Here is a 1633-nt window from a genome sequence, read left to right as displayed (position 1 = left end):
GACGGTGCGGTCGGTGATCGGATAGCCGAGCGGGCCTGCCTCCCAACCCAATGCTTCGAACTTTCCCCACAGCGTCTCCGGGATGGCGTGCGCGCCGGTGTCCGGATGCCAATAGATGTACCCGTGCTCGAACTGGGCGAAGCGCCCCGCGCCGTCGGGTGTCGCGATCTCCCCTGCCGTGATCCGCGTACCGAGCCACGGATTCGCCGCCGCGCAATCGTTGATCGCGTTCGGCTCCGACCCGCTCGGCTCGCCGGTGGCGAAGCCGCGCACGTCGTCGGCGAACACGTCCCAGGGGAAATTCGGTCCCACATCGGTGTGCGTGCCGATGCCGAGGCACTCGGTGACGTACTTGTGGTCGGAAATGCCTTGGCGCCGCTGGTAGGGCGGCGTGATGACATACGTGTCGAAGCCGTATTTGCGTGCGTCCTGCACCGCGAGCCAGGCCGCGATGCGGATATCGTCGCGGATGCGCAGCCAGTCGTCCCGGCTCCATGCGACGCGGCTGCCCGCGAAGCAGAGGTTGATGGTGAACGAGTTCGCGTCCAGCACCGACCAGCTGGCCAGGTCGGTGTCGACCACGTCGACCACCACGCCATCGCGGACGGTGTAGTGGTAGCTCACGCCGTTCGCCGGATTGTTCAGATAGTTGGCCAGGCTCTCGGCGGTTCCGTTGCCTTCCTGGGTATGCAGCAGGAAGTTCTCGACGCGCGCACCGTGGCGGCTGGACGCGGAGTCGCCCATCCGGTCCAATTCGACGTAATCGGGCTTCTGCATTGTTCCCCCTGAGTTCGGATTCGCCTTCGACCATTGGCCGTAGTCGGCGGCGAGGACTTTGTCGACATCCACGACGACGCCGCCGACCCGGTCGGAGTCGATGCGGATCTGATGGAGGTGCGCGGCGGGATGGTCGCCGTTGATCGAGGAATCACCGGACCAGTTGTGTTGCCAGAACCACGTGGCGACGCCGTCCTCGAGCGCCCAGTCGATGCACCGGGCGTTGCCGTACATGCCGGTCCATTCCAGACCGACGACCGATGCCCAGCCTCGGAGAAACGGCGCGATCAGCGAATTCCACTCGTCCAGCGACGGATTCGCGTCGACGGGGGCATACAGCGGGCGGGAATCCGGCCCGCCGGCCGCGCGGTGGTAATCGAGCGCGATCCGCGCGTGGCGCACGCCCGCGTCGTAACCGCCTTTCCAGTCCGACGTCTCACCCTTGCCGTACTGGTAATTGGTGACTATCTCGAGCCCGATGGCGCGTAATCGGTCGCAGTATTCCCGCCGCAGCGGCTTCGCACCGAAATTCGTACCAGGACGGGAATCGCTGAAGTAGCCTATGACGCCCGCGTATCCAGCGTCTTTGATCGCTTGCGGCTCGATGAGCGCGGCGGAGAAGTCGATCAGCTCAGTCATCGCGCGCTCCCTTGGTCGTACGAGCCCGCGCAACGGTCGGCGGCAACGCGTTGTATTCGTACATCTCGAGCAACTTTCGGCAGATGGAGAACCCGACAGAGCTAGAGTCACCCGAATGTGCGTGAAGTATGCCGAGATGTCCCGTTTGTGGCCCATCCGGTGTTTGCGCGTGATCTGAACATGCTCGTCACGAGAAATGTTTGCGCACACCAGACTA

At 64.3% G+C, this 1633-nt stretch carries 1 protein-coding gene; it reads right to left on the bottom strand.

What is annotated here, in order from left to right; genetic code table 11:
* Positions 1 to 1416 (bottom strand): glycoside hydrolase domain-containing protein (locus tag ACWEH3_RS36020; RefSeq protein WP_452358511.1); only part of this gene is annotated, 1416 nt, incomplete at its 3' end.
* Positions 1417 to 1633: the final 217 nt, after the last annotated feature.

This window comes from Nocardia sp. NPDC004718 (genome assembly GCF_053601535.1).
The sequence above is the reverse complement of the archived record's forward strand: the minus strand, read 5'-3'. Positions and strand labels throughout refer to the sequence as shown.